This window comes from Alloscardovia criceti DSM 17774 (assembly GCF_000376885.1).
GTDB lineage: Bacteria > Actinomycetota > Actinomycetes > Actinomycetales > Bifidobacteriaceae > Alloscardovia > Alloscardovia criceti.
On record NZ_AQXR01000006.1, the window covers coordinates 20,786 to 43,465 of the forward strand.

A 22,680-nucleotide genomic window follows, 5' to 3' on the forward strand; every position below is an offset into this window, starting at 1 on the left:
AAACGCAGAGGACAACACTGTCATAACCGTTCATACATGACGAGCAACTCTATAAAACAGATACCGCTCTCCTGTATCCATCTCGAGTTTGCAGATTCGAATATCTTCTTTCATAACAATGGCGCCCTCTCTGTGTAGAGAGGGCGCCATATCTAGCTTCCCGCAATAACCACGCAGGTTAACTGTGCGTTATGACATTACTTGTGGTTACCACGGCGACGCATCATCACGAGGACGACACCTGCGCCAGCCAGAATGACCGCAGCGAGCACAATTGCGGACACTGCAGAACCTGTGCTGGCCAACTTCTTGACCTCGGTGGTCTTCACCGGATTTGTCGGTGCCACAGGCACAACAGGTGGCTCAGGCTGTCCCGGCTTTCCAGACTCTTCTGGTTCGACCGGCGTGACTGGTTCAGCATTCTTGCTGTAGACCAGTGTCACATCGATATTACCTTCGCCATACGCTCCGGTCAGAGGGCTGGAACCGTCAGCCAATCCCACATAGGTATAGCCATCAATTGTCTTGGTTGCTACGGCGTATGGAGAACCTGTCTGACCTGTCATCACCGTCTGATCAGAGATGACATTGCCATCCTTATCGACGTAGTGCACAGTTACTGTACCCGTAACAACTGGCTCGGCGTTCTTCGTATAAACCAAGACCACCGTCTGCGCAGTGCTGGTCAAGGTACCAGACAAGGCGGCAGAACCATCCGCAAGACCCTTATAGGTGTAGCCTTCCACCGTCTTCTGCTCAGCAGTGTAGGTATCGCCTACATTACCAGTCAGAGTCTCGGACTTGGCAACCTCGTTACCGTCTTCGTCAACGTACTTGACAGTCACAGGAGCAGCAACTGCAGGATTCTTGGTGTAGACAAGGGTCACATCGATATTGCCTTCGCGATAGGTGCCGCTCAACTCGCCAGAGCCCTCAGCAAGTCCCACATAAGTGTAACCGTCAATGGACTTGGTCACAACCACGTAAGCAGCACCCTCATCGCCTGTCAGGACAAGCTTTTCAGCGATTTCATTGCCGTCCTTGTCAACGTAGTGCACAGTTACTGTACCGGTTACAACTGGCTCAGGATTCTTGGTGTAAACCAAGGTGATGTCCCTATTGCCTTCAACGATGGTGCCGGACAGTGGTGCAGATCCCTCTTCTGGCCCCGAGTAGGTGTAGCCATCGATAGCCTTGGTATCGACCGTGTACGCGTCTCCCGCCTTGCCGTTAATGGTTGTTGGATCAGCAATGGTGTTACCCGCTGTATCTACATAGTGCACCGTAATGGTGCCAGCAGGCTTCTCGATTACCTTGAGTGACAACTTGATATCCGTGTCGTTGGTGTTCAAGGAATCCTTGCCGTTTGCCCACTGTACAGCGTTCCAAGCAAAGTTGAATACCTGCCTTGAACCAGTAGTCTTGGTTGCGATAGCAGCGAAAGCACCGGTTACCGTACCCGTAGCCGTGACGACCGTTCCCACTGCCAAATCATCGGCCACCTTCAAACCGTTGAAGGTGATATCCATCCACTCGCTAGCACCATTCACTGCCTCCTGGAGCTTTGCATAGTCAGTGATGGAAGATGGATCAGTCAGTACAAACTTAACGGTGGCTGTCTGTCCATCTACGCTTACCGAGTCAATGCTGAAGGCATCGCCAAATCCAGAGGAAACTGCATTATCCTTGCCGAATCCGGCTGGATAGCTCACGCCCTCAGGCAGTGTCAGTTGTGCAGTGAAACCGAAGTTCTGGATGTCGATGGCGACAGAAGTACCATCAGGGTCGTTGAATTGATCCTCGATAGCCTTCATCTGCTCTTGGATTTGCTTTGCATGCACCTTACCGGTGAGGTTGACAGTATCGCCTGCATATACAGATGCTGGCTCATCCTTGGTGGTGTTATCGCCGATGGTGAGGTCACCTTCCAAATCCATGTCTTGTGGATTTGGCACCTTTGTGGTGAAGGTGATGCGCTCGTCATCCGATGCTGTGACAGCATCCTTTCCTTCTGCCCACTGGGTGCCATCCCACTTGAAGGAGAATGCCTTCGTGGTTCCTGCCTGCGAAGTGGCGTTAGCTTTGAAGTAGCCAGAGACGGTACCTACGCTAGTGAAATTCGTATTCACAGGAGCATCATCCGCGACCTTAACATCAGGAATAGTGAGCTTCAGCCACGTACCATTTTCGACACCGGCTGCATCCACCGCATCCTTCAGTTGCTTATAGGTCTTGATATTGCTCTGATTCTTCAAACCAAAGTCGATAGTAACCTTCTGACCTTCGACCGTAACCTTGGTTACCTCAAACGTATCCGCATCACCGTCAAAAATTACCTTGGACGTATCAAGTCCTTCAGGCAAGGACATCTGGTCAGGCAGTGTCATCGAAGCTGTGAATCCAAATTGCTTGATATCCACAGAGATGGTGTTGCGATCAGGATTTCCGAACTGGCCCTCGATGAACTCCATCTGCTTCTTGATGCCGTCAATGCGCACAGCACCAGTCAATGGCAAGGTTGAGCCTGCGAGCACTGGGTATACTGCCGCTGCCTCAGTATCAGAGCCGGACAGCATATCGGAAGGCAAATCCAGCGCAGCAACGCTTGGTGTAGCTAATGTCAGCTGGATGACGCCATCTGCTGCGCCCTTATCCTTTCCTGCTTCTGTCTGGTATCCGTTCCATACAAAAGCGAAGTCCTTTTCAGTGCCGTTAGCGTTGGTAGCGATGGCATTGAAGCTGCCGGAGACCTCACCAGCGATAGTCAGTGTCTGGCCATCCTGCACGTCTTCATCCACCGTGATATTTGGAACCGTCAGCTTCATAGTGTCATCCAAAGCGAAAATGGCAGTCTTCAGCTGTGCGTAGTTCTCAATACCATCCTTCAGTGAGAAGGTCACAGTAACGGTCTTGCCAGAAACTTCTACATCGGATACTGCAAAGGTATCAGCGAATCCTTCTGGAATCACTGTATCTGTGGACAAATCCGCTGGCAGAGTCAAGCCTGTAGGTACGGTGAACTTAGCTGTGAACTCCGAAGAAAGGTCCGTGAGCTTGATGCCTTTTTGGTCAGTTGGATTACCGAACTGTGCCTCGATGTACTCCATCTGCTTCTTGACACTGGCTGCATCGATGGTTCCCGTCAGGTTAACTTTGGAACCTTGATATACACCTGCAGGAGCGGTTGCCGTCGTATCAATACCGGCCTGCTTCTGCTGGTCTTCCGTTGCATTGTCAGGCTGTACGTAGACGAGCATATCGGAAGGCAAGTTGGATTCCATTGGCTTCACCACAAGAATGGTCTGCTGGATGACATTGTCATCAGCGGCACGGAAATCCTTGCCTGTATCAATTTGTGTGCCATTCCATGTGAGGTTGAAACGAACTGCCTTTGCATCCGTGCTTGCCACGGAATTGAAAGTTCCCTTGACAGTACCGGTAACAGTGAGCTCGTCACCATTATTCACTGTCTTCGAGTCAAGGCTGAAGCCTGGAACCGTGAGGGTAATAGAATCCGAAATCGGGTTCGTCACATCACTGGTAGCGCGGAATGCCACCTGTGGCTGAGAGCCCGTAGCGAACACAGCTGTCTTCAGCTCAGCATATGTGCTATATGCATGCTTGAGACCTAGTGTGACCGTAAGAGTCTTTCCGGAGATTTCAGCAGACTTCACTTCGAACAAATCACCCAAACCTGTGGCGGCTACCTGAGAGGCGTCCAACGCAGATGGAGCATTCACGCCATCCGGCAGAGTCATTGTTGCAGTGAATGTGGAAGTGGTGCCTGTAAGCTTGATGTCTTCCGGCTCAGCACCACCGAACTGTCCCTGGATAGCATCCATCTGGCTCTTGATAGCAGAAACATCAACCGCACCAGTCAAGGAGAAGGTTTCTCCATCAGTTGCATCGACGCGAAGAGCTGTGGTGCTGGTATCCTGTCCACGATCAGAGGAACCCCACATATCGGAATTAATGTTTCCTTCGTATGGGAAGGTGGTCACGGATGGATCATCTTTCCAAGACAGATAGTAAGTGGTATCTGCTGTAAAGCTTGGGTCTTCTCCAGGAATGTTGACAATCCATATAGAGTAATCGTCGAACCGAATACCGCTTCCACCTGCTACAGGGGAATCAGTCCAGTACGTATCACTTGCAAGCACAGATCCTGTCTTCGTGGCAGCTGCAGCCTTTGGTGTAATCTGTCCACGAGCAAAATTACCTAGGATTTCACTGAGCTTCTGATTGTACGTAGCACCAGTGGTGACATAGGCAATCTCTCCACCGAGTACGGGATCAGTCGTTACCGTGAAGATATCTGGATTCTGCTTGAAGATACTGGAATCCGCGAAGGTACCACCATTAGCAGAGAAGCCAACCATGTACACATTGTCTGTGTACTGGGCGTACACGTCAATTTGTGTGACACCGTCATTGAAGGCGAGTGTAGAACCACTGCTGATTTCATCACTCGTTGGGTCTGCTGCGGTTGTCCACTTGCTGAAAACTTTTCCTGGCCGAGCGAAGTCCTCGTTTGCCTTGATAACATCTTCATATGTGAGTGCTGTCGCGCTATCTTCCGAAGCTGGAATGCTTTGAATATAGTCCGTACCTGCACCATTGTGATAAATCACAGTCTTGGAATCCCACTTCGCATACACTTCAGTATCAGCATTAAATACGGTGTCGCTGAAGCTAAAGGCATGCTCAGTGCCGGAATCATCCTTGTAATACCAGCCTAAGAACTTAACGCCAGTGGAGTCGACAGGTGTGCCAATGTCAGAAGTTCCTGTAACAAAATCCAACTTATAACCACGAATCGTGGATTGGACCTTGTCAGCCGTCGTATCATCCGCAAACTTAGCGTTGCTGTTATTCAGCTTGAAAGTGACCTTGGCTGCAGGTGTAAACACATGCTTGAGACCATCAGCCGATGCATTTGCCACCTGATATTCGTAGGTGGCACCGTTCTTGTTGATGGGGTTAAATGACGTCAATGATGAATCACTCAAGGTAAAATAGCTCAAATACTCATCACCATTGTCCAAACCATTGGTAGGTGTAGTCACATTATAGTTGTAGTTCGGATCATACTTCACCAAGTAGGAACCGCCAGTAATAACGTAGGTACCACCATTGGAACGGTAAGCGCCACCGTTATCTGTGAAGTTGCTCTTATTATCAGTATTTATTACCGAATTTCCTTCGAAAGTCAAGTAAGCAGGTCCATTGCTTTGTGCAGTTCCATACGAAGGGAACCCACTTATATTTGACGTTTCCAATGTTGAATTATTAAAAATAACCTCTGCCGGACTGTAATTTATATTCAATCCACCCATGGAGCTATTCTTCACAACCACTTTAGAATCGTCCACGGTGAACTTTGCAGATACAGTAATACGCGATCCGTCACCTGTGAGTGTAGAACCATTCTTCAAATCCGAATCTGCAAGAATAGCGAATACATTTCTTTTTGCACTCCCACCAGATGACTTGTACACATAGAAATCCGAGTGGTCCATGTGGATTCCGCCTGCTGTTGGATCGAAGTAGTACCAGAGATTTCGTGTGGTCAATGATGAATTCACCATAGTGGGGCCGACATAAAGTTGAGAATCCCCTCCATCTTTACCTGCAGCCTCAACTGTGGCATTAACAAAGCGCGCGCCAGCAGTCCAGTTGATACCATTTCCAGTGCTATTAACAATGGAAACGGTTAATGCAGAACGCTCAGTGCCGTTGAGCTTACCCTGCAAATTCAGGCCGATTCCATTACCATCTAATACATAATTACCGTCATTAATCTCTGCATCATTGTTGACAAGAACACCAGTGGCAAAGCCCTTTATATTAAGCGTCACGCCAGAAGCATTCAAGAATGAACCAGCAGCCAGAGTAATAGCGGTGCCTGAAGTGCCGGTAATCGTGGTATCTGCAACTACATTCAGCGTCACACCGGAAGGAATGGTTACAGCGGTCCACGTGCCAAAATCACCAGAAAGGTTGATGGTGGCGATATTGGTATTAGCCTTCTGCACCTCTAGAGCCTTTGCCATGGTGGCAAAAGCCTGATCGGCAGAGGAACCGTCGTTGTCGTCGCTACCTGCTGCGTTCACCCAGATCTCGGTCAGAGTCGATGGGTCAACAGCTGCTGCTTTTGCATTAACATTAGATACATGTGCTACTGGTGCAGCTGAAGCGTTAGCATCAGCTCCAGTGTCAGAATCACTAGCCGATGCATCGCTTGCAGCCGGCTGATCTGTGGTGCTTGCAGCATTGTCGGAATCTGCATCCGACGAATCGTCTGAAGTCGTCTTTGCTGTTGCGGTTGTGTTATCTTTGCTTGTGTCACCGCTAGCATCACCGCTCGTTGCAGACTTTTCAGTCACCACCGTATTTGGCGGTGTCGATCCGTCGGCATCCTCTGCTGTGGCCGCTGGAATGGCAAATAGCATCGCTAAAGATACTACTGCCGCTGCTGCCACATGCAGTAACGTCTTTTTATCTTTCCCTTTTCTCATTATTCCTCCACTACAGTGCTTAGGATATATACCTCCAATAATATCACTTGGATATGTCCTAAGCCCCGTCATGACATGGGTGTGAGCATGTGTTGTCTATCACAGGACGGAAGGTGAAAATTCAAACCGCACCGGAGTCAAATGGGCCGGACAGGCATCAGAAGAATCTGCTCCAAGGCCAACACATCAGCCAGCTTTGGGAATGGCAGGACCCTAGCCATATACACATCTCTTTATGTTTATGGGACTTAACTAGAGGACCTGAACCTAGCGCATGCACCGCGATATCGTGCTAGAGTGAGGGCATGCAATGGCGTGACATTTATGACAGATTACAGTCTCAGTTCACTCCTCACGACCCTTGGTGGCCTGGTGACACAGCATGGGAGCTGATGGCCGGAGCTATCCTCGTGCAAAATACCGCGTGGACCAACGTGGAAAAAGCTCTGGACAAGCTCCGAAACGAGCACAAATTAAATCCCGCTGATACGCTGACCCTGCATCAAGGCGGGCTCACAGAGCTGATTCGTCCTGCCGGGGCCTATACACGCAAGGCGACCACCTTGAAAGCACTTGCCAAGTGGTATCTCGCGCATCACGATAGTGTTGGCCAGCTGCGCACCCCCGAACTACGCACCTCGCTGCTGGCAATTAATGGAATCGGTCCAGAAACGGCCGATGTCATCACACTCTACGTATATCACCGTCCGGCCTTCATATTTGATGCTTATGCACGGCGTATGATGACGGCACTGGGCATAAGCGTGGGCGCCAGTTATGAAGCAACGCGAGAGCTCCACATCGCTGACATCAATCAATCACAGTTCAGCGTAGACGAGTTTGCTCAGTTCCATGCACTCATCGTCACTGCTGGCAAAGTTGCCAAGCGAGATGGGTGGGCAGCCCTCTTCGATAAAACACACTCGTAGTCCGTTTTATCCTCCCCGCTACTACAAGCATCGTAACGAAGTTCTCATTACTACGGCAATAATCCTGAGACAATTATTACTTCTCAAGACGTGAAAGCCACGCGCATATATGTGCCGCTCCACATACCGTTGATGCTGTTCTCACAAAACTGAGGATGTAACTGAAGTGAGCATCAGGGAAGATCTCCATAATTAAAGTTTTTACAGCTGAGGGGTGCAGTCCGACCAGTTAGTCTGTGGAGATATCACACCTCTAGCACACAGAGCGATAAATCTCGAATGGACCTCTGTTTGCCTCGGACTGTAATATCCCTTACACACAGCCGACGTTCTTGACGCTATGAAGACTTAGGTCACTTTAGACCACTCCCAAGTCCCCAACTTGCACAGACTTCTCAAGCCGAGCACGCATGCCACTCATGGATGAAAAGCATCATTCTCATCTCTCTTGAGGGAGATTCCTCTCCCTCAGCTGACTTCTATTTTCCTGTTGTTCCCACGAAACTGTTTCATCTTAGTGTTTCGATAGACCGTTTCAAGCGTTCTATTCCATCACTGACTCTGTTTCGAGGGCAGGCAAGATTCATCCGCAAAAATGCACCCTCTGTGGCACCATAACTCTCGCCATCGGAGAGAATGAGTCCTGACTTTTCCCGAATCTTTTTCACGAGCTCCGAGCTGGAGATGCCCAATGGTGTAGCATCAATCCACAGCAGATAGGTTGCGAGGGTTGCCGTTGCGCTGAGTCCTAGAATAGCCGAGACTTCATCTGCTGCATACCGTTTATTTGCAAACAAATATTCCCGTAGCTCATCCAGCCAATCTTCACCGTGTGTAAATGCGGCTATCGTCGCATCGACAGCAAATGCATTAGGCTCTGCCACTTCATCGCGATTAATACCGCGAACGACTAAGTCTCGTATTTCCGGGTTTGGGACCACTACGGAGGCTGTCTGTAAACCCGCAATATTAAATGCCTTTGTGGGAGAAATACACGTAGCACTAATTTCTGCGCACGTCGGCGATGCGGAAGCAAAGGGAATGTAACCATAACCCGGTGCGACTATTTCACAGTGGATTTCGTCAGAAATCACTCGAACGCCGTGTGTAGCACAAAGTTCACCTATGCCGGCGAGTGTCTGCTTATCCCAAATCGTGCCCGTAGGATTTTGTGGATTGCAGAGAATCAGCAATGTTGCTTGACTGTCCGATAACCGCGTTTCCAGATCTGCCCAATCCACCTCATAGCCTTCATCGGTGCGTTTCAATGCGCTTGGAGAAGGAACTCGGCCGCTATTGATGATGGAATTAAAGAAGATGTTGTATACGGGAGTGAGCACTACAACTTTGTCCCCCGGCGTTGTAAGAGACCGCACCATCGAAGAAATCGCAGGCACTACCCCCGTGGTGAGGGCAATCCATTCGTGATCAATCGTCCACTGATGTCGCCTAGACCACCACCGCGATATGGATTCATAGTATTGCTCAGGCACCTCTGTATAACCAAAGACACCGTGTGTTACCCTACCCTCTAAAGCCTGAATGATGACCGGCGCGGTTTTGAAATCCATATCCGCCACCCACATAGGCAATTCTTGAGGACCAACATTCCACTTCATGGAGTACGTGTTACGTCGATCCGGTGCTTCATCAAAAATGCTACCGCTCATTTCTGCGCCTCTTTACTTTGATTACTCTCGGTTAATTCAATGCTTACCGCGGAAGGATCTATTTTGGCAGGATCGAGAGTCAGCTCGCCAATCGACCCAGCACGGATAAACCCAGAGGACGGATTAAACACCGAATCAATATGTCCCTCTACTTGTGCATCCACACTCGAATATTCAAACGCCAAAGGGGTATCTATCAGCTTGCAGTTTATCAGTTTGAGATTCTCCGCGTAACACAATCCCTGCAAACTCTCGATAGTACAATTTTCGAACGTCAGATTTTTTGAATTCCACCCTAAGTACTCTCCAACAATCGTGGAATTTTTTACCGTAACATTAGTCGTATTCCAGAAGGCGTCCTTAGAAATCAACGAGGAATCCTCGATGGTGATATTTTCAGCGCCATCAAATGCATAATTCCCCACCAAACGCATGTCTAAGGCGTTTATATCCTTCGATTGCATGCCAAAATAATCTCCTCGTGCAGAGATTCTCTTCAACGAGACCTTCTTGCACCACCACAACGTTTCACTCGCATTGGGCATATCAACATCCACAAGTGATATTTCACTGGCATGTCTAAAGGTTTTTGGAGCCGCAAGACTGCTCTTATGAATCGCAATACCGTGGGTATACCAAATACCGGAACGCGCAGTTTCCAACAATTCACTATGAGTCAGATTTATATCGTGCGCATACCAGAGCGGATACTTCCACTCAAAGCGACTACGATTTATGCGAATATTACTCGCTTCTTTCAGAGGCGATTCGCCGTCCATAGACGACTGTCCAGCGCGAAAAACGCATCCACGCACATCAAGATTTCGCGCCAAAAATAAATCACGCTCACCCGCAAAAACTTGATCCTGGATAATTTCATACTCTGTTTCACAATCCATGAAAAATTTGCTCTCCTCCAACGATATATATCCGTTCAACGTGCTGACCGAGCACGTGCTGCTCAATAACTTAGTCCGCAGATTGTGCATATGGGAGTCCCTCTGAGTACCACCCAACTTTTCTCTCGACGAGGACGCGGTCTTATATTCGTAAAGAAACGCGTACCCTCTGCCCTATCGAAATGCACAACAACGCGTGAATGCCCTAAGAAAGTGGCAGACATTGTCCTGCTGTCCGAGCGCACCGTTATATATCCAGTAACTACCGCGATATTTTCCTGCGTCTTGCTTGCCCTGACTCTTCCCTAATGTGCATCTTTCACTACCGCGAACAGACCGAATCGCATCTCACGGCATACGCTTGGTACCTATGTGTATCTCAGTAATTTATGCAATTTCATGCCTCATAGATTGCATATCAAGAAAAAAATAGCCTATCGAGCGATGCTGGAAACATCACTGCCCTGAGACACAGCCGCGCCATTTTCATACTCACTCGCAGCCCAAGAAGCCAAAATCTTTAGACGATCAGCAGACTCAGAACCCGGTTCAGCAGCATAGATGGTCAAGGACAATCCCGGATCTGCCTCCATCTCCAACCCCTCATAAGCAAGTGTTATTTGTCCCACCACAGGATGATTGAACGTTTTAATTCCAGCACCATGCTGTCGTACATTCTGAGCAGCCCATTTGACACGGAACTCCTCACTGCGTGTCGAGAGTTCACCTATCAAATCATGCAATTCTTTATTGTGAGGATCTCGCCCAGCTTCCGTACGCAAGATTGCTACCGTCACATCTGCAAAAGACTCCCAGTCTGAGTAAAACGCGTATGCCCTGTCGTCCAAAAACGTAAATCGCGCAAGATTAGGAACGCGCCCCGGCATATCATACACATCTTTATACAGTGCTCGAGCAAGGAGGTTTGTGGCAAGCAGATCCAACCGACCATTGCGAATGAACGCAGGTCCGGCGGTGACGGAATCTAAGATCCATTGCAAACTGGTGTGAGGCTTCCAATGCTGTGCTGAGCGTTTCTTCGGTGGTCGGCCCACAGGACTGGAAGCTTGTGCCAAGTCAAACAGGTATGCACGCTCGGCATCATCTAACCTCAGTGCCTTCGAGAGTGCATCTAGGACCTGAGGTGAAGCTCCACGGATAGAGCCCCGCTCTAGTTTTGTGTAGTACTCCACGCTGACACCAGCTAAAGCAGCTACCTCACTACGTCGTAGACCTTGCACTCTACGATGTGACCCCGCTGGTAATCCCACCGCTTCAGGTGTTATTTTTGCCCTGCGTGAGGTGAGAAACTGGCGTACTTCTTCACGATTATCCATGCGTATAAAATAACCTATCCTCTCCACAAAAGAGAGACCCTGCCCGTACCCCTTTGCTTGTGCTAAAAGTTTGGATCGCGGAGCCAATTCATCCAATTTTGTCCTCTTCAGATACGGGTGAGTTACCAACTTTCAACATTTAGCGCGGCGGTATGTTCACCCTGCGGATAAAAAATCTACACCCCGAGTACAGTAGTCTTGGATTACAAGTATGAGAGGAACTCGTGGGCCAGAATTAATGAGGTAATTACAGAAGTTTTAAAAGGCATGAAGCCTCGTATTTCCAACGATTGAGTAAATGTTCAATCACGTTAATAGCATTGAGCTCCAGCTCCACAACATCAACTGCATCACGTCAGTTGAACGCATGAGGCAAAGTCCAGGCTAGACGAGGCTAAACCGATTGCATGTTTCATGTAAAACTCGGGAAAAACATAGTAAAACCCACACGTTTGCTCTGATAGAAACACCCATTACGCCAATCTTCGGATATGCGAATGAGCGCCCTTATGGGTGTTTTTGCATGAGTTGAGCGTGTCGCACAGTTGGAAAAAATGACGATGTCTCTCATACAATGAACCGCACTTTTACGTGATGATAAATAGAAATAAGCTTGACCTGTTAGGGAAGGAATAATTACGGAACGAGAAGATTTACAGGCTCAAGACGAAGCACGTCAAGATATGCCCCAATCGCATAATTCTCACGGCATTGACATGCTGAACGGTCCAATTTGGAACCGCGTACTCATGTTTGCTCTACCGGTTGCTGCCACCGGTGTATTGGAGCAATTATTTAATGCCACAGGCGTGGCAGTGGTCGGAAACTTTTCTGGATCAAACAATACTCAGGCCGTAGCAGCCGTTGGCGCCAATGGCTTCATCGTTATGCTGGTAGTCAATTTCTTCATTGGCGTTTCCTTAGGCGCAAACGTGGTGATTGCAAACGCCATCGGCCGCAACAGCGTGGAGGGTGTCTCAAAAGCTGTGCACACTTCCATCGTTATGGCTGTAACGGGTGGCGTGATTGCCTTCGTCGTGGGAGAACTCTGCGCGAGTTGGCTGCTCACGCTGCTCGCTGTGCCTGCGGACGTGTTCCCGCTGGCATTAATCTATCTGCGAATTTATTTAATCGGTCTGCCCGTTATCCTCCTGTATAACTTCGAGGCGGCTATTTTCCGCTCGGTGGGCGATACGAAAACACCACTGAAGGTACTCGCCATGGCTGGCGTGCTGAACGTCGGCTTGGGATTCCTCTTTACAGCAGGCTTTGGCTGGAGCGTAGCCGGAGTGGCAACCGCTACGGTTATCTCTAATGCTTTCAGCTCCATTGTGCTGTTTTGGATGCTACTGCGCACACGCTCTAGCATTCATGTAGATATTAAAGCGTTGAAAATCGACCCTTGGGCAATGCGCTCGATTCTGCGTATTGGTTTACCAGCCGGACTTCAAGGCGCCGTTTTTGCCTTTGCAAATGTCATCATCCAAGGCGCTATTGATAGTCTGGGAACGACTGTCATCGCCGCATCCTCAGCAGCATTCAATATCGAAGCTATCGCATACCAAGTGCTGAACTCCTTCTCGCAGGCTTGTGCCACTTTTACGGGTCAAAATGTGGGTGCAAATCAGCTCAAGCGCACGCGTCGTGTGCTTCTCATCTGCTATATCGAAGATCTCATTGTCGCATTTTCTGTGATTGCTATCGTATTATTCTTCGGACATAACCTGTTGTCTGTTTTTGTGCACGATTCGGCAACGGTGGAACTGGGATATACCCGATTAATGTTGGTATTTACCGGTTACATTTTTTCTATGGCGTATGAGATGGCATCCGGATATCTGCGTGGATACGGTATCTCGCTGATTCCGGCATTACTCACACTCGTCGGTGTCTGCGGTACCCGTATTTTCTGGGTAGTAGCTGTATTCCCTGCTCATGCCAGCTTCCCATGGATTATGGCTGTGTATCCTATCAGTCTTGCCATTACCGCTGCTCTGCTGCTCATAGCTTTGGTTGTCTATCGCCCATCTCGTCGGACGATGGCTCGTGCTTAGATAATTTTACGAACCTGTTGTGAGGGAGGCTTTATGCCTCCCTTTTTGTATCTCATTGCTGGATAACACTGCCACGAGCAGTAGAAATACTGTATTTTTCTAAACCAACTCTTTCAGACGCTCACCTGGCGGAAAAGGTATCTCATGCACCGGCGTGTGATGTGTGATATCGCCGAAATCTTCTTCTTTCACCATGATGTGCTGTGCGTTCACTTCCACGATGCGCACTCTAAGCCATCGCTGTGCTTCGGCCTCGTATAGAAACGGTTCCGATAAATACCCTAATCCCAGGTTTTCCAATGCTTTTTCGGCACTCACCCAATCCGTAGGCTCACCTTCACGTCCTAGCAAATCGATGGGCACGAAGCCCTCCCCCTGCGGACTGATCCAGCCGAGCAGTTCACCATCATCCCGGTGATGCTCATACCAATTCCCCGGTATTGTCATACCATCTCCTCGCTATACGTCGTGCGCATAATTCGACTCATTCCTTATGTACATTATGCTTCATGTGCAAAGCTAACTCTTCCATTCCCACGGATGAAACTGTCTCATCCAGCGCAATCTTGCAATTCACAGGTTTCTGTATTCCTTCTATCCCTACATTTTCGGTTTCTTGGGATGGTTCCCCACCTCAGATACAGAAATGGAGAACACCCTTTCGAGTGCCCTCCATTTTATCTAGATTTTAACTTTTGGCTTTACTGCCTTGGTTTCGTCTAGTTGTCTAGGTTGTGTTTCCTAGATCTGAGACTTAACGCTCATCCTGCTCGTCGGAGCGCTTCTTGCGACCGAGGACGAAGATGGAACCCAGTGCTGCAAGAGCTGCGGAGATCCATGCCCAAGCCACGTTTGCACCGGTCTGTGCCAAGGAAACAGCGGTTGGGACCTGGTTTTCAGCTGCATGCTTTGGACCAGACTTTCCATCAAGCGCATCCTTAGCGGCCTGGAGCTTAGCCAATGCTGCGTCAACGTCTGCCTGTGTAGCATTTGGATCGTTGAGTACTGCATTTGCCTCTGCGAGTGCCTTGTCGTATGCATCCTTAGCTGCCTGAGAAGCGTTCTTGTAGGCATCGGAATCCTTTACGGAGTTCGCGTTATCTACAGCGCTCTTCAGATCATCCTTGTTGGTCTCAGCGCCAGTTACTGCCTGAGCTGCATTCTTGAGGTTCTTCAGAGCTTCGTCTACCTGAGCTTGGGTTGCATTTGGATCTGCGAGTACAGCGTTTGCTGCGTCGAGAGCCTTCTGATATGCATCCTTGACTTCCTGAGAAGCGTTCTGGTAACCAGTTGAACCCTTAACATCAGATTCCTTGCCAACTTCAGCCTGCAAAGCGCCCTTATCGGTTGCTGTGCTGGTTGCTGCGTTTGCAGCGTTCTGCAGGTTCTTCAGAGCTTCGTCTACCTGAGCTTGGGTTGCATTTGGATCTGCGAGTACAGCGTTAGCTGCATCGAGAGCCTTCTGGTAAGCATCCTTCACTTCCTGAGAAGCATTCTGGTAGCCGATGGAGTTCTTCACATCAGATTCCTTACCTGCTTCCGCAGTCAAAGCATCCTTGTCCGTTACTGCCTTGTTCAGCTCAGCAGTTGCATCCTGCAAGTTCTTCAAAGCTGCATTTACATCAGCCTGAGAAGCCTTTGGATCTGCAAGTACAGCCTTCGCTGCGTCAAGAGCCTTCTGGTAAGCATCCTTCACTTCCTGAGAAGAGTTGGCGTAACCAGCGGAGTTCTTGACATCGCTCTCCTTGCCAGCTTCAGCGGTCAAAGCATCCTTGTTGGTTGCTGCACCGTTGAGCTTGCCAGTTGCTGCATCCAAAGCTGCCTTAGCGGCATCAACTTCAGCCTGGCTTGCAGAATCGTTGTTGAATACCAATTCAGCAGCTGCAAGTGCGTCGTCAAATGCCTTCTTAGCATCTGCATCTGCATTGCGGTAAGCGTCGGAATCCTTCTTGGTGTTCGCATCCGAGATGGAAGTCTCCAGCTGGGACTTGTCGGTGGCCTGACCGCTCAAGTTGCTCAACGCACCTTCGAGAGCCTTTTCAGCAGCGTCAACTTCTGCCTGCGTTGCATTTGGATCGTTGAGCACGGTCTTAGCGTCTTCCAGAGCCTTGTCGTACGCAGCCTTTTCCTCATCGGAAGCGTTCTTGTAAGCGTCGCTTGCCTTTACAGAAGAAGACTTGTCAGACTCAGCCTGAAGACCTGCCTTGTTCGTGTCAGTACCGTCGAGATTGGAGAGAGCCGCATCGAGGTTCTTCTGAGCAGTATCGACTTCAGCCTGACTTGCATTTGGATCGTTGGAGACGCGCTGTGCATCTTCCAGAGCCTTGTCATATGCAGCCTTAGCTTCGTCAGTACCGTTCTGGTAGCTCATCGAATCCTTGGTGGCGTCAGCCTTGCCGATGGAGTTGTTCAGAGCGGTCTTGTCGGTATCCTTACCGTCGAGAGCGTTCTTTGCATTCTCCAAAGCAGTCTTAGCAGCATCAACTTCTGCCTGCGTTGCGTTCGGATTGCTGTTTACTTCCTCAGCTGCAGCAAGTGCATCGTCAAGTGCCTTCTGCTTGTCAGCATCAGCATTCTTGTATGCGTCAGTACCCTTTGCCGTGTTTGCATCGGTAATTGCCGTCTGCAAATCACCCTTGTTGGTATCCTGACCATCCAGAGCATCCTTCGCTGCATCGAGGTTCTTCTTTGCAGTGTCGACCTGCTCCTGAGTTGCATTAGGGTCGTTGTTTACAGCTTCAGCAGCAGCGAGAGCATCATCCAGAGCCTTCTGCTTATCCGCATCAGCGTTACGGTATGCATCGGTGTCCTTTGCAGCAGTTGCGCCCTCGATAGAAGTCTGAAGATCTGTCTTGCTGGTGTCCTTACCATCGAGTGCGTCGATAGCATCCTGCAAGTTCTTCTGAGCTTCATTTACTTCAGACTGAGTTGCGTTCGGATTGTCGCGTACAGCTTCAGCAGCGGTGAGAGCATCGTCGAGCTTCTTCTGAGCGTCGTCAGAAGCGTTCTTGTATGCATCCGTGCTCTTTGCAGTGTTTGCATCAGCGATGGTTTCAATCAAATCGTTGAAGTGAGTTGATTCTCCATTCAATGCATCTTCTGCAGCAGCCAAGCGGTCCTTAGCAGCTTCTACTTCTGCCTGAGTTGCGTTTGGATCACTCTGAACTTCCTTAGCCTTTGCCAAAGCATCATCGTAATTCTTCTTAGAAGAATCCGTTGCATTGGTGTACTTGGAGTCAGACTTTACGGAGTCTTCCTTAGCAATTTCTTCTTCCAAGGTTGACTTGTCTGTTTCCTTGCCATCGAGAGCGCCCGCAGCAGTCTGGAGGTTCTTCAGAGCCTCATTCACTTCTGCCTGAGTTGCATTCTCGTTGCTCATCACGGTCTCAGCTGCAGCAAGAGCATCATCGTATGCCTTCTTAGCAGCTTCTGTACCGTTCTTGTAGCCATCGGAGTTCTTGACGGAGTTTTCCTTGCCAATTTCGGCGTTCAGCTCAGACTTATCTGTTGCTGTGCCGGAAAGGGCAGACTGAGCCTCATCAAGAGTCTTCTTAGCATCGTTGACCTCATCCTGAGTTGCATCAGGATTATTGAATACCTTATTTGCTGCATCCAACGCATCACCCAGAGCCTTCTTCTCGGCGTCTGTAGCATTCTTGTATGCATCGGTATCCTGAGCAGCAGTTGCATTGTCGATGGAATTCTTCAAAGCAGTCTTATCGGTGTTCTGACCCGTGATTGCATTTGCAGCATCCTGCAGATTCTTCAGAGCTTCATTCACCTGAGCCTGAGTTGCATTCTCATCAGCCAATACTTCATTAGCCTTGCTCAATGCATCCTGATATGCCTGCTTCTGCTCGTCAGTCGCATTCTGGTATCCGGTAGAACCAGTTACAGAATCCTTCTTGTCAGCTTCAGCCTGCAAAGTGGTCTTATCGGTGGTTACACCGGCAACGGTCTGCTCTGCGTTCTTGAGATCAGTAAGAGCCTTGTCCACTTCAGCCTGAGTTGCATTCTCGTTAGCCAGCACATCCTTAGCAGCCTGAAGAGCATCATCGTATGCCTTCTTCTGCTCGTCCGTTGCGTTTGCGTAACCAGCAGAACCCTTAACAGAATCTTCCTTGCCAACTTCCGTTGTCAATTCAGTCTTATCGGTGTTCTTATCGGCGATAGCCTTAGCAGCATTCTCCAAGGCAGTCTTAGCAGCATCTACATCGGCCTGAGTTGCATTGTCATCAGCCAGCACATCCTGAGCATTCTTCAATGCATCCTGGTATGCCTTCTTCTGCTCGTCGGAAGCATTCTGGTAGCCAGTCGAGCCCTCTACGGAATCCTTCTTGTCTGCCTCAGCCTGCAAACCGGACTTATCGGTAGTTGCAGCATTGATAGTCTGTTCAGCATTCTTCAGGTCTTCCAGAGCCTTATCTACATCAGCCTTAGTTGCAGAGTCGTTAGCAAGCACATCCTTAGCAGTCTGAAGAGCATCATCGTATGCCTTCTTCTGCTCATCGGTTGCGTTTGCATAACCAGCAGAACCCTTAACGTCGTTCTCCTTGGCCACTTCAGCGGTCAATTCGGTCTTGTCCGTGTTCTGATCGGTGATTGCCTTTGCGGCATCCTGAAGCTTCTGCAAAGCTGCATCAACCTCAGTCTGAGTTGCATTGTCATCAGCGAGTACATCCTGAGCATCCTTCAATGCATCCTGATAAGCCTGCTTCTGAGCATCCGTAGCATTCTGATAACCAGTAGAACCCTCTACAGAATCCTTCTTATCAACCTCAGCCTGCAAATCCACCTTATCGGTAGTAGCACCAGTAATAGCCTGCTCAGCAGCCTTCAACTTATCCAGAGCGTCATTCACTTCAGACTGAGTAGCATTTTCATCAGCCAAAACAGCCTTAGCATCCGTCAAAGCAGTCTCGTAAGCGCTCTTCTGCTCATCGGTAGCATTCTGGTATTCAGTAGAACCCTTGACAGTGGACTCCGCATTTACATGATTCTGAAGCTCAGTCGTATCCGTGTTCTGATCGGTGATCGCTTTAGCAGCATTCTCCAAAGCGGTCTTAGCAGCTTCTACCTCAGACTGAGTTGCATTCTCATCAGCCAATACCTCATTGGCCTTATCCAATGCATCCTGGTAAGCCTGCTTCTGAGCATCCGTAGCATTCTGATAACCAGTAGAACCCTCTACAGAATTCTTCTTATCTACCTCAGCTTGCAAACCAGACTTATCAGTAGTATTTGCGTTGATGTCTGCTATTGCCTTGTCCAGAGCAGTCTTTGCTGCGTCTACTTCGGACTGAGAAGCATTCTCATTATCCAGAACTTCATTAGCCTTCGTCAAAGCGTCGGTTAATGCCTGCTTCTGAGCATCAGATGCGTTCTCATATGCAGGAGAGTTCTGTGCCGTGCCCGCGTTAGAAACGGAGGTTTCCAGAGCGGACTTATCAGCCTTAGCACCAGTTACTGCACTGGAAGCGGTCTGAAGGTTCTTCAGAGCCTCGTTTACCTGATCCTGAGTAGCATTGGGGTTCTGGAGTACTGTGTTAGCAGCATCAAGAGCATCCTGGTAAGCCTGCTTCTGCTCATCAGTAGCATTTGCATAACCATCGGAAGACTTAACGTCAGATTCCTTCGCAACTTCCGCTGTCAAAGCGGTTTTATCTGTGGCGTTTGCGTTGATAGCAGCAATTGCCTTGTCAAGAGCTTCCTTAGCAGCATTCACCTCTGCCTGAGTAGCATCAGCCTTATTGAATATGGTGTTTGCGTTTGCCAAAGCATCGGTCAAAGCCTGCTTCTGCTCATCCGACGAGTTCTGATATGCTACAGAATCCTTTGCGGTATTACCGTTGGTGATAGAGGTCTCGAGCTCGGACTTGTCGGCGGTAGCACTGGTGATTGCGTTTGCAGCATCCTGCAAGTTCTTTAGAGCGTCATTCACCTGAGCCTGAGTAGCAGAATCATTCGTCAATACAGCGTTAGCTGCATCGAGAGCATCCTGGTAAGCCTGCTTCTGCTCGTCCGTGGCGTTAGCATACCCAGCAGAACCCTTAACATCGTTCTCCTTGGCCACTTCAGCGGTCAATTCAGTCTTGTCAGTATTCTGATCGATGATCGCCTTGGCTGCATCCTGCAGGTTCTTCAGAGCTTCATTCACCTGAGCCTGAGTAGCAGACCCATCGGCAAGCACATCCTGAGCAGCCTTCAAAGCATCCTGGTAAGCCTGCTTCTGCTCGTCGGAAGCATTCTGATAACCGGTGGAACCAGTTACGGCAGATTCCTTGTTTACCTCAGCCTGCAAATCCACCTTATCGGTAGTAGCACCGGTAATGGCGGTTTCAGCAGCCTTCAGGTCTTCAATAGCCTTATCTACTTCAGCCTGAGTTGCATTTGGATCTTTCAAAACTGTGTTTGCAGCAGTAAGCGCATCCTCATATGCCTTCTTCTGCTCATCCGTTGCGTTCTCATACCCCGTAGAAGACTTCACCGTATCTGAATTATCTACGTGGTTCTGAAGCTCGGTCTTATCCGTATCCTTAGCAGCAATTGCATTAGCAGCATCCTGAAGCTTCTGCAAAGCCTCGTTTACCTCATCCTGAGTAGCATTAGGGTTCTGGAGCACTGTATTAGCTTCAGCAAGCGCATTGTTGTATGCGGTCTTCTCATCGTCGGTTGCATTAGCCCAACCGGTAGAAGCCTTCACATCAGAATCCTTGCCAACCTCAGTAGTCAAAGCAGACTTATCGACGGCTGCAGCCACAGTAACCTTTGCAGTAACATTATCCGTGCTGCTATCGGAGTAAGTGACCGTTACAGGAATGGAATATGCCTGAGTTGTCACTTCTGCGCCTGGAGCTGCGGTGATTACGCCAGTGCTTGAATCGATGGTTGCCCAAGATGGAGCACCATCACCGAGTGCGTAGCTCAAACCGGAAGGAGCCGTCGTGGAGTTGCCCTTGCTATCGGTGAAGGTTGGGGTCACGGTAGCGGACTTGCCAGCTTCCACAGAAGTATCAGCATATGCCGGGTTGTAAGAGTCAGCTTCCTTGCGGAGCTCTGCCACTTTCTTTGATGCGGAATCGCTCAAGAAGTTCTTTGTTGCGGTAACAGTAACAGTAGAACCAGTGTCAGTGAGCAAAGATTCGTATGCGGAAAGGTCAACGGTGAAGTTGCCATCTGCATCGGTCTTGGTCTGATACTTGGTGGTGGTGTCGCGCCAGTATGGCCCTTGTTTTCCATCAAGCTGCTGAGCAGAACCGCCCGTTGGCGTAATGGTGACGCTAATTCACACGTCCTCGTTGTTGCCATCAGCAACGGCGACCTTACCCGTCAATACGTTTTCTGCAGACAAGCTCAGCTGGTCATCCACCAGGTCAACGGTTTCACCTGCACGCGTGAAGATCAACGAATCTTGAGTCTTGCCAACGATGTTGTCACGAATCGTCTGTTCGCCATCAGAAGTCAATGATTCCAGTGCAGCCTGAGTATTTGCAATCGAAGCGCTACCGTTGCTATAGGTGATAACAAGGTTGTTAATAGGCTCAGACTCACCACCATCAGAGAAGATCTGCTTGGAGTGCGAGACATTAACTGTTCCTGCGTAAACCAGCTTGGCATTGGTCTTGTTGGTGTTCTGGGTGAGATCAACCTTGAAAAGTGTTGGCTGGTCTACGTTGATAGTCGAACTACCTGCAGTACGCAATGCGGAGAGAGCACCCGTGCCATCTGCAGACACTTCGAAGGTGGAATATGGATTTGCGTTGATGCTTGCACCGCCAGCCAAATACAGAAGGTTGCCTGCATAAGTACCCGTGTTGCTAGCAGCAAACTTGAACGTAGCGTTCTTACCAACGTTAATTTGAGCTCCTGAACCCGTGAGATACACAGGACCGCTCGAGTTTGCTAATGATCCCCAAGTACCGCTGGAGGTGATGTTGAAAGTTCCACCTTCGTTGACATTGATCTTCGCGCTGCTGTCCAAGTAGACGGCACCAGACTGGTTCAAATCACCAGACTGCTGCTCAGCAATGTCGATATTCAAGGTCGCACCAGAAGCGATATTCACTTCGGCTCCAGAAGCCACGATACCCCATGCGCGGGTATACTTCACTCCTTCAGGGGACTTCGCTGTTCGAGGAGAAAGCGTGACGTTAGCACCGGATTCAATGTTGACACCATCGCCACCGGACTCCAGCTGGAGCACGTTGCCTGCCTCGGTTGCGAGCACAACAGTGCTTCCTGCCTTGAAGTTTGCGGTCTTTCCTTCGATGACCTGCTGGTTACCTCCGCCCTGAGTGCTGTAAGACTTACCAGAAATCGGATTGGTATAGGAGATAACGGAAGTCGAATTGACACTTCCGTAGAAGTTCACGGCACCTACATCAGAGTTCACCAACTGGGAACCGATGTACGTCACATTTTCAAAATTGTAGGTTGTTGCGCCCTGAACCATGCCCCAGTAGTTAGCACCATTCAGTGTGAGGTTACGAGTTGTTACGGTTGGATCGGCGCCCATCGTGAAGGAATAACCGCTGAAGTCGACATTGTAAGCAGTGCCATCAGCGGACTGAATGGTAATATCGCGTTTATTCTTGATAGCCACGCGGGTATTAGCTGTACCAATGTCATGCATATCAATATTGCCCGTGACATTGATGATGTTTGCCGTGCCATTAACGATGGCATCATATAGCTCTTGAGCAGTACTTACGGTCACTGCTGTGCCAGTGGCGTCTGGCAATGTGGCTGCTGCCACGGTTGCAGAGGCAACACTTCCAGATGTAGCCTCATCTGCAAATGCCAAGCCACCAGTATTGAGTAAGAGTGCGATTGTTGCTGCGGAAGCCATTGCAAGCAATGCATTCTTTTTCGCAGGGGTAGAATTCGTCCTCTTTAGCGGTTTGTTCTCGCCTGCGGACTCCATGCGTTCTTGATCTCTCATTCATCCTCCTTAGAGATGATTGGGTCTCTGGATCTTCTCATTGAATTATTCCCATAACCGTTTGCAAGGAATTTCCTTGCTTGAAAACGTCGTGAGAAAGCCATTTAAAAACCATGGTCCACTAGTAACTTACCATTTTTGGATTTGGTTTAGCGATTTACTTATTCGTCTTTTCGCTTTTAAATAAAACTCACCCTGGGAAATTGAGTCATGCATTTCTTAGGAGTAAACTTTTATCTTTAGGCGCTTTATCACGTCGTTAAACGGAGTGGATCTCAACAAGTGATCCTGCTTCTGTCAATTTTACAGGAAATAATCTGTTTTCACTGGAA

At 49.1% G+C, this 22,680-nt stretch carries 9 protein-coding genes; 2 read left to right on the plus strand and 7 right to left on the minus strand.

Annotation, left to right across the window (positions count from 1 at the left end; genetic code table 11):
- Nucleotides 1–197: 197 nt before the first annotated feature.
- The gene (locus D570_RS08075) at nt 198–6,518 is read right to left on the minus strand and encodes a MucBP domain-containing protein (RefSeq protein ID WP_018142467.1); all 6,321 of its coding nucleotides are present in this window, start codon (nt 6,516–6,518) and stop codon (nt 198–200) included.
- 305 nt (nt 6,519–6,823) lie between these two features.
- Between D570_RS08075 and D570_RS0100600 the strand changes: the two genes are divergently transcribed.
- A complete protein-coding gene (locus D570_RS0100600; protein WP_026181732.1) occupies nt 6,824–7,447 on the plus strand; it encodes an endonuclease III domain-containing protein in 624 nt (207 codons plus the stop codon).
- 509 nt (nt 7,448–7,956) lie between these two features.
- On the opposite strand, the gene D570_RS0100605 is transcribed toward D570_RS0100600, so the two are convergent.
- The 3 genes from D570_RS0100605 to D570_RS0100615 form a co-directional block, all read right to left on the minus strand.
- On the minus strand, nt 7,957–9,117 hold the full coding sequence (locus tag D570_RS0100605; protein WP_018142469.1) for a MalY/PatB family protein: 1,161 nt from the start codon (nt 9,115–9,117) through the stop codon (nt 7,957–7,959).
- Nucleotides 9,114–10,016: a DUF3737 family protein gene (locus D570_RS0100610; protein ID WP_018142470.1), complete on the minus strand. Its 903-nt coding sequence runs from the start codon at nt 10,014–10,016 to the stop codon at nt 9,114–9,116. Before D570_RS0100610 ends, D570_RS0100605 begins: the two co-directional genes overlap by 4 nt.
- A gap of 434 nt (nt 10,017–10,450) precedes the next feature.
- Complete coding sequence (locus D570_RS0100615; protein WP_018142471.1) at nt 10,451–11,353, minus strand: helix-turn-helix domain-containing protein; 903 nt, start codon at nt 11,351–11,353, stop codon at nt 10,451–10,453.
- Nucleotides 11,354–12,036: 683 nt separating this feature from the next.
- Here D570_RS0100615 and D570_RS0100620 point away from each other — a divergent pair.
- Entirely contained in the window at nt 12,037–13,407 is a 1,371-nt protein-coding gene (locus D570_RS0100620; protein WP_018142472.1) for an MATE family efflux transporter, read from the plus strand.
- A 99-nt stretch (nt 13,408–13,506) separates the two neighbouring features.
- Here D570_RS0100620 and D570_RS0100625 read toward each other — a convergent pair whose 3' ends face one another.
- The 3 genes from D570_RS0100625 to D570_RS0100635 form a co-directional block, all read right to left on the minus strand.
- Nucleotides 13,507–13,854, minus strand: a complete 348-nt coding sequence (locus D570_RS0100625) for a hypothetical protein (RefSeq protein ID WP_018142473.1) — start codon at nt 13,852–13,854, stop codon at nt 13,507–13,509.
- 307 nt (nt 13,855–14,161) lie between these two features.
- Nucleotides 14,162–20,545 carry a Rib/alpha-like domain-containing protein gene (locus D570_RS09385; RefSeq protein WP_169331204.1) on the minus strand — a complete coding sequence of 2,128 codons (6,384 nt, stop codon included), beginning with the start codon at nt 20,543–20,545 and terminating at the stop codon, nt 14,162–14,164.
- 147 nt (nt 20,546–20,692) lie between these two features.
- Complete coding sequence (locus D570_RS0100635; protein WP_018142475.1) at nt 20,693–22,348, minus strand: pectate lyase-like adhesive domain-containing protein; 1,656 nt, start codon at nt 22,346–22,348, stop codon at nt 20,693–20,695.
- Nucleotides 22,349–22,680: the final 332 nt, after the last annotated feature.

Excerpts from the sequence above, each read along its gene's own strand:
- D570_RS08075 (WP_018142467.1), bottom strand. The coding sequence starts at position 6,518 with ATGAGAAAAGGGAAAGATAAAAAGACGTTACTGCATGTGGCAGCAGCG.
- D570_RS0100600 (WP_026181732.1), top strand. The coding sequence starts at position 6,824 with ATGCAATGGCGTGACATTTATGACAGATTACAGTCTCAGTTCACTCCT.
- D570_RS0100605 (WP_018142469.1), bottom strand. The coding sequence starts at position 9,117 with ATGAGCGGTAGCATTTTTGATGAAGCACCGGATCGACGTAACACGTAC.
- D570_RS0100610 (WP_018142470.1), bottom strand. The coding sequence starts at position 10,016 with ATGGATTGTGAAACAGAGTATGAAATTATCCAGGATCAAGTTTTTGCG.
- D570_RS0100615 (WP_018142471.1), bottom strand. The coding sequence starts at position 11,353 with ATGGATAATCGTGAAGAAGTACGCCAGTTTCTCACCTCACGCAGGGCA.
- D570_RS0100620 (WP_018142472.1), top strand. The coding sequence starts at position 12,037 with ATGCCCCAATCGCATAATTCTCACGGCATTGACATGCTGAACGGTCCA.
- D570_RS0100625 (WP_018142473.1), bottom strand. The coding sequence starts at position 13,854 with ATGACAATACCGGGGAATTGGTATGAGCATCACCGGGATGATGGTGAA.
- D570_RS0100635 (WP_018142475.1), bottom strand. The coding sequence starts at position 22,348 with ATGAGAGATCAAGAACGCATGGAGTCCGCAGGCGAGAACAAACCGCTA.